We start from the raw sequence: 6671 nt of genomic DNA, 5'->3' as shown, positions 1-6671 counted from the left end.
GCTAACCCAAATCAGAAAGCGGGTGGGGAAAAACAACTGGCCGCCACCGGGGAGAACCCGTGGCCACCAGCGGGGAGAACTACTGGCCGCCTACGGGGAGAACTTCGTGGCCATTGACACGGAAGATCGCTGAGGTTCTCAAGTTCGATCGAAATACGACGAAGGTCCCCTTGATTCTTCGTGTACGACACGATCTGAACGAGTCGCGCCTGGTCCGCTCGCCGCGCCGTGTCTTGCTCATGGCGTAGCTGCTCTTCCCTCGCGAAGCGGCGACTGTCGCGGATTGCCACGAACAGCGCTACGCCGACGCCGATCGTCGTGAAGATAGCGCCGATCGGAGCCACTGCAGCGGCAAATACCTGCAGTTCGTCGGAAACCGGACTCACTGCATGCGGTTTCGTCGGTTTCCGGGCGAGACAGGTCACAAGAACGATCAACGCGACACCGACACATACCGCTGGGATCCACAAATTTCGTTTCAACGTTTTCACGCCTGAATCATGCCCCGCCGAGACGCCGGCAGGCGCACTACGCGCGAACTGAGGTGATCAGCCGTGGCCATTGCCGGTCGAAAGCCCAAAGCCGAAGGTCAGCGCGTCAATCGTCATGCGCTCAAACACGACTGGACCGACGTCAAGGACATCCCGTTCGCAGACGCTCCGAAGCTTCCCTCGAAGCGGCTGCAGGGCAAGTCCTGGCCGACACTTACTCGCCGGTGGTGGAAAGCGATCTCGACGATGCCGCACTGCGTGCTGTGGTCGGATTCGGATTGGCAGTACGCCATCGATACCGCGCTCATCGCAGCAGAGTTCCACGACGGCGACGTCAAGGCCGCCGCCGAACTCCGTGCCCGAGAGAAGTTGCTGGGCAACACGGTCGAGCATCGCCGCGACATGCGGATCCGGTACATCGACCCGGATGCAGCCGAGGCTTCTCCGCTGATCGAAGACGAGGACACCCCCTCGGCCGGCGTAGCGCAGATGGAGGACTACCGAAATGTCCTCTGATCTCGACACTCTCCCTGGATATTGGATCGATCCATCCGGTGCGTGGCGCACGATCCCCTGGCCTGGCGATCCATCGAAGGAATGGAATCACCCCGATCGGCTCGCGGAACTGCCCGAGGTTTCGCTTGGTCCCGCGCTGATCCGGTTCGCCGAGAAGTGGTTCGTCAATCCCACCACTGGGCAACGCTGGAAATTCACGCCTGGGCAGAAGATGTTCGTGATCCTCGCCTACGCCGTCGATCCGAAAACCGGCCGCTGGCTGTATCGTTCGGCGGTCAAACGAGGCTCGAAGGGAACCGGCAAAGACCCGTTCGGTGGCTGCATCTGCCTGCTCGAGCTCATCGGGCCTTCGCAGATCGGTCGGGACGGCTCCGGCCGCATCATCGGTATTCGCCACCGACTCCCGCTCGTGCAGATCGCTGCGAACTCCGAGGCCCAGGCCAAAGACGTGCTGCGGGTCGCGAATGCGATGCTCCCCAGTGCAACGCGCGAGGAGTTCGGCCTCGACTGCGGCGACACTCGCACGACGGTGAATCAGGGCGGCCGGATGGAGCTGCTGACCTCCTCGCAGAAGACCGCCGAGGGTGACCCGGCGACGCACATCATGCTCAACGAGTCGCACCACATGACCGAGAGCAATGGCGGGCACCAGGTCGCCGCGGTTGCACGGCGCAACGTCGGAAAGTCGCCGGCATCGATTCAGGCGCGAGTGTTCGAGTACACCAACGCCCATCAGATGGGCAGCGACTCGGTTGCCGAGCTCTCGTTCGAGGCGTGGCAGGCTCAGCAGCATCCGAACGCCAAGCGGCGCGACATCTTGTACGACTCGATCGAAGCGCCGCCGGATACGGACATCACCGACGACGAATCACTGCGCGCAGGTCTCGCTGCCGCCTACATGGATGCGGACTGGGCGGATCTCGATCGCCTCGAAAGTGAAGTCCTCGACTCGCGTACGACCGTCGCGGACACGATTCGGTTCTACCTCAACGGGTTGGCCGCCGCGGCCGACGCATGGGTGGATCCGCGCAAGTTCGACGATCTCGCTCGTTCAAGCATGCGGCTCGAGCCCGGCGACCAGATCGCCATGTTCCTCGACTGCTCGAAATCCGAAGATGCGACCGGCCTCGTCGCCGCCCGCCTCTCGGACGGATTCGTGCAGACGATCGACATGTGGGCCAAGACCCCAGGCTGGGACGTCAAGAAACAGGGGCCGTTCCGCGTCAAACGAGACGAGGTCGACGACGTCGTTCGCCGCACCTTCGACCGCTACAAAGTCGTGTGGTTCGGCGTGGACCCCTCGCCCGCCAAGGATGACGAGGACGAAGCTCTGTACTGGATCAACCTGATCGATGACTGGCATCGCGACTTCAGGAAGAAGCTCAAGCTCTGGGCGACTCCTGGCGAGCAGGGCCACTCGGTCAAGTTTGACATGCGTCTCTCGCAGCGCGGCGGCGTGATCCGAAATCAGAAGTTCACCGAGCAGGCCGAACTCACCGTGAAGATGATCGACGACGACGGCACGCTGCTCCACGACGGAGATCCGCGACTGCGCAAGCACGTCCACGCAGCGAAGATGCGCCCGAACAAGTGGGGCGACTCCCTCGGCAAGAAGTCCCGCGACTCCGGCGAACTGGTCGACCTCGCAGTCTGCATGGTCGGCGCACTCCTCGGTCGACGCCTCGCACTCAACAGCAACAAGGTCCGCACATCCAGCGGAACGGGAAGGGTTTTGGTGTTGTCGTAATGAATGTTCCCCTTCTCGGCGGCGCGATCAGCCCTGTCACGCTCACGTCGGGCACTCAGATCCCCGATTTGAAGCCCGACGAGCAGAACACGCTCGACAAACTGATCCGGCAGTACATGAAGAAGCTGGCCCGCAACAAGATTCGCCAGACGTACTACGACTCGAAGAATCTGATCAAGGATCTCGGCATCGCCATTCCTCCGGAGATGGTGAACATCGAGATGGTTCTCGGCTGGCCTGCCAAAGCTGTCGACGGACTCGCGCGGCGCAACAAGATGGACGGCTTCGTCATCCCCGGCGGCTCCTCGCTGGAAATGGGCATCGACTCCATGTGGAACGCGAACGACATGGACATCGAAGCGCCCCAAGCTCATACGTCCGCCTACATCCACAGCTGTGCATTCGTGGCCACTACCAAAGGCGACGTCGCATCCGGCGAGCCTGATGTCCTGATCACCACTCGATCGGCGATGTCGGGAACGGCGCTGTGGGATCGTCGACGGCGCCGACTCTCAGCTCACCTGGCGATCGTCGACACCTCGGAGGACGGAACCCCCACCGTCTTAATGATGTACTTGCCCGACGTCGTAATCACGATGACCCGCTTTACTCTCGGGTGGAAGGTCGAGCGTCGCAAGCACTCCCTCGGCCGACTCCCCGTCGAACTGCTGGTGCACAAGCCGAATCTCGAGCGCCCGTTCGGCGCCTCGCGGATCTCTCGCCCGGTCATGGGGCTCGCCGACGCCGCCCTGCGCACCGCGGTGCGTATGGAGGTTTCGGCCGAGTTCTACTCCTCACCGCAGCGGTGGATCATGGGCGCCGACGAGTCGATGTTCATGGACGCCGAGGGCAACCTCAAGACTCAGTGGCAGGCGATCATGGGCCGCCTCTGGGCAGCCGGACGAACAGAAGAAGGTGACCTCCCTGAGGTCGGCACCTTCGCCGCGGCGTCTCCGCAACCGCATTCGGACCAACTTCGGACGCTGGCAACGCAATTCTCGGGTGAGACATCGATCCCGGTCGGCTCCCTCGGTGTCATCCAGGAGAATGCATCTTCCGCTGAGGCGATCCACGCCATGAAAGAGGATCTGCTCATTGAGGCCGAGTACTGCAATCAGGTGTTCGGTACAACCTGGGTCCGAGCCATTCTGACTGGTCTGCAGATCCGTGAGAATCGCGACGTCATCCCGGATGATTGGCGACGGTTGCGGACCAAGTGGCGCAACCCGGCCACGATGTCGCAGTCCTCGGCCGGCGACTTCGCCCTCAAGATCATCCAGGCGTACCCGAAGCTGCAGGAATCGGCAGTCGGCCTGGAAATGATGGGCTGGGACGAAACCACGGTCGCGCGCGCAATGGAAGACATGCGCAAAGCCTCACTCGCAGGACGAGTCGACGGAATCCTCAACGCCGCACGGCAGGTTGGAGACCCCAACGTGATCGAGATGGCAAGTAGGCGAACGCCTGCGGAGGACATTCCCGATGCCCCCGCTCAGTGACCAACGCGAGATCCTCGAGAACCTGAACCTACTGGCCGTCCGCGACGTCACTGATCTGTGGCGCGGCGCCTCGGCAATGGATCTGTCCACCGACGAGTTCCGCCAAACGATCGTCACCGCAACACCCGAGGTGCTCACTCCGTACGCCTCGACCGCGGCGGACCTGTCTGCGCAGTGGTACGACGATGCCGCGCCCGAATTGCCCTACCGTGCAACCCCTGCCGCGATCGCCGCTACCGAACAGATAGCGGCATCCACATCCTGGGCGCTGTACGCAACAGGAGAGCTCGCCCTCGGGCGACTCGCAGGACTCGCGCAGCGGACGATCTTCAACGCCAACCGGGCAACGATCGTCGACAACGCCCGACGAGAAACCGGCGCCACCTGGGCACGGCACGCCTCGGCGACTGCCTGCGCCTTCTGTCGCATGCTCGCCACCCGAGGCGCGGTCTACTCGTCAAAGGGTGCGTCGGTGTCGGCCGAAGGTCGCGGCCGCTACCACGACCACTGTCACTGCATGGCGGTCATGGTTCGCCCCGGCACAACGTACGAGCCTCCGGCCTACGTCGAGGAATGGGAAAAGGAATACCGCGACGCTGTCAGGGCAACGCCGAAACTCGGCGAACACGGCGCCATCGACACCAAGGCCGTGCTCGCACACATGCGAGCTGGTGAGACTGCCAGCAAGGCGGCACCGAACCCGAAAGCCGCAACAGGTGGAGCCAAACCGCCGATCAAACCGCCAACCGGTGGACAGGCTGTATCCGGCGCGGCTGACGATCGGTCCTGGCGAGTCCCTGACGACCAGGTTCCCGAGGCCTACCCCGAGTTGGTTCGCGGTGACGGTCAGGTCCATTTCTCACCGCGGGATCGCCCCGACGTCGAAACCAAACGCGAGCACATCATCAGGGGAGACAAAAACGGCGGTGGCCACGGTGACGGCGCTGGCATGGGCAAATCGGAGTTCACCGGGTGGACCGAAGAGCAGGTCATGGCGGCAGTCGATCTGACTCTCGCCGCTCCGCACTCGGTCACGCGGGAAGGCTCGACGCTCTACTTCCGGCGCGTGGTCAACGGCACGCCAGTGGAAGCGCGCGTGGCGGCGCGTAAGCCGACACCAACGCTGCGAACCGCCTATCCGAACTGGGACGCCCTTAAATCAATCGCCAAGGGCGAGGGTGAACTATTGTGGGGAGCATGAACAGCGTGAAGGAACTCGCCGATGCCCTCGTGGCGGATGGTAGGTACTTCCCGTCTCGTGGCGACGGGGACACTCCGCTCGGCACATACCATGCCGGCGAGTATCAGCTCACCGTCGTAGATGCCTTCGAGACTGCGGCTGAACAGGGCATCCCCGTTTCTCACGAGTTCCAACAGGCGGCTCTTGATCTGATCGTCAACCGCCCGGACGCAGACGAACTGGACGTCGAGGATCTCACCCTCGCGCTCGAGCAAATCAGGACGAATAACGCCGCTTAGCAACACCGACATCGCAAAGGCCCCGTGAGCATTCCGCTCCGGGGCCTTTGTCATGCCCGGATGAAGCCCGGGCTCCACATTCCCCCAGCGCCGCACGGCGCTGACCTATCCCGCACGGGAGCAAAAATGCAACACACTCGATCAGCACGACTCGGATTCACCACCTCGGCGGTCGACCTTTTCGGTCCGGCCGGATCACGCGCCGCACGGCGCCATCCTCGCCGCGATCCTGACCCCCAGGCTCATCCTCAAGCGCCGGCCGCCACACCGCCTGCACCCGCAGATCCGGCGACACTGCCGGCCCCTGCCTCGACACCCACATCCGCCGGTCCTGCACAGGACGAGTGGGCAACTCTGTTCGAGGGCAAGACACCGGCCGAAGTCAAAGCGGCCATGGACGAATCGCGCAAGTGGGAAACGCGCGCGAAGGGCAACAAGGCCAAGGCCGACAAGTATGACCAGTTCGTCGCCGGAATTACTGGCGGAGACAACCCGGCCACGCCACCTGATCCGGCCAAGCTCTCCACTGACCTCACCGCTGCACAGCGAGGGGAACGTGAAGCCCGAATCGAGAATGCCATCCTGCGCCACGCAACAAGTGCGGAGGCAAATGCCAACTCGCTGATCGACTCCCGCTCGTTTATGGCGAAGATCGAATCACTCGACCTCGATCCGGCCGCCGCTGATTTCGCCGACAAGATCAAGGCCGAAATCACCACCGCGGTCACCGCCAACCCGTCGCTGAAGATAACCGCCCCGGTCAGTGTCGGCGTCGTCGTGCCCGGCGAGGGAAACACCCCCGCCAACACTCCTGATCTCGACGCGCAGATCGCCGCGGCAACCAAAGCGGGCGACATCCACAAGGCAATGGCGCTCAAGTCTCAAAAGCTCCAAGCCGCAAGCAAATAAGCCCCGCCCGATCCATTCGGGCATCAGTGA

The 6671-nt window shown here is 63.1% G+C and carries 7 protein-coding genes; 6 read left to right on the top strand and 1 reads right to left on the bottom strand.

The features are described from left to right. Nucleotides 1-11: 11 nt before the first annotated feature. Nucleotides 12-386 carry a hypothetical protein gene (locus ASU23_RS33705; protein ID WP_156423035.1) on the bottom strand — a complete coding sequence of 125 codons (375 nt, stop codon included), beginning with the start codon at nt 384-386 and terminating at the stop codon, nt 12-14. 168 nt (nt 387-554) lie between these two features. On the opposite strand from ASU23_RS33705, the gene ASU23_RS00360 reads away from it, so the two are divergent. From ASU23_RS00360 to ASU23_RS00335, 6 genes are all read left to right on the top strand, one after another. Then, on the top strand, nt 555-1007 hold the full coding sequence (locus tag ASU23_RS00360; protein WP_020907177.1) for a hypothetical protein: 453 nt from the start codon (nt 555-557) through the stop codon (nt 1005-1007). Beyond that, nucleotides 997-2754 carry a hypothetical protein gene (locus ASU23_RS00355; protein ID WP_058036891.1) on the top strand — a complete coding sequence of 586 codons (1758 nt, stop codon included), beginning with the start codon at nt 997-999 and terminating at the stop codon, nt 2752-2754. The genes ASU23_RS00360 and ASU23_RS00355 overlap by 11 nt, the downstream gene beginning before the upstream one ends. Beyond that, complete coding sequence (locus tag ASU23_RS00350) at nt 2754-4253, top strand: phage portal protein (RefSeq protein WP_058036890.1); 1500 nt, start codon at nt 2754-2756, stop codon at nt 4251-4253. The genes ASU23_RS00355 and ASU23_RS00350 overlap by 1 nt, the downstream gene beginning before the upstream one ends. Beyond that, complete coding sequence (locus ASU23_RS33700; protein ID WP_156423034.1) at nt 4237-5454, top strand: hypothetical protein; 1218 nt, start codon at nt 4237-4239, stop codon at nt 5452-5454. The genes ASU23_RS00350 and ASU23_RS33700 overlap by 17 nt, the downstream gene beginning before the upstream one ends. Continuing rightward, nucleotides 5451-5732 (top strand): hypothetical protein, encoded by a 282-nt coding sequence (locus tag ASU23_RS00340; protein WP_058036889.1) that lies wholly within the window; start codon nt 5451-5453, stop codon nt 5730-5732. The genes ASU23_RS33700 and ASU23_RS00340 overlap by 4 nt, the downstream gene beginning before the upstream one ends. 126 nt (nt 5733-5858) lie before the next feature. Then, complete coding sequence (locus ASU23_RS00335) at nt 5859-6641, top strand: hypothetical protein (protein ID WP_058036888.1); 783 nt, start codon at nt 5859-5861, stop codon at nt 6639-6641. The last annotated feature ends 30 nt before the right edge of the window (nt 6642-6671 follow it).

It is taken from the genome of Rhodococcus sp. KB6 (assembly GCF_001445685.1).
Taxonomy (GTDB): Bacteria; Actinomycetota; Actinomycetes; order Mycobacteriales; family Mycobacteriaceae; genus Rhodococcus_F; species Rhodococcus_F qingshengii.
This window is presented reverse-complemented; position numbering and strand designations above follow the sequence as displayed.

Excerpts from the sequence above, each read along its gene's own strand:
- ASU23_RS00355 (WP_058036891.1), top strand. The coding sequence starts at position 997 with ATGTCCTCTGATCTCGACACTCTCCCTGGATATTGGATCGATCCATCC.
- ASU23_RS00350 (WP_058036890.1), top strand. The coding sequence starts at position 2,754 with ATGAATGTTCCCCTTCTCGGCGGCGCGATCAGCCCTGTCACGCTCACG.
- ASU23_RS33700 (WP_156423034.1), top strand. The coding sequence starts at position 4,237 with ATGCCCCCGCTCAGTGACCAACGCGAGATCCTCGAGAACCTGAACCTA.
- ASU23_RS00340 (WP_058036889.1), top strand. The coding sequence starts at position 5,451 with ATGAACAGCGTGAAGGAACTCGCCGATGCCCTCGTGGCGGATGGTAGG.
- ASU23_RS00335 (WP_058036888.1), top strand. The coding sequence starts at position 5,859 with ATGCAACACACTCGATCAGCACGACTCGGATTCACCACCTCGGCGGTC.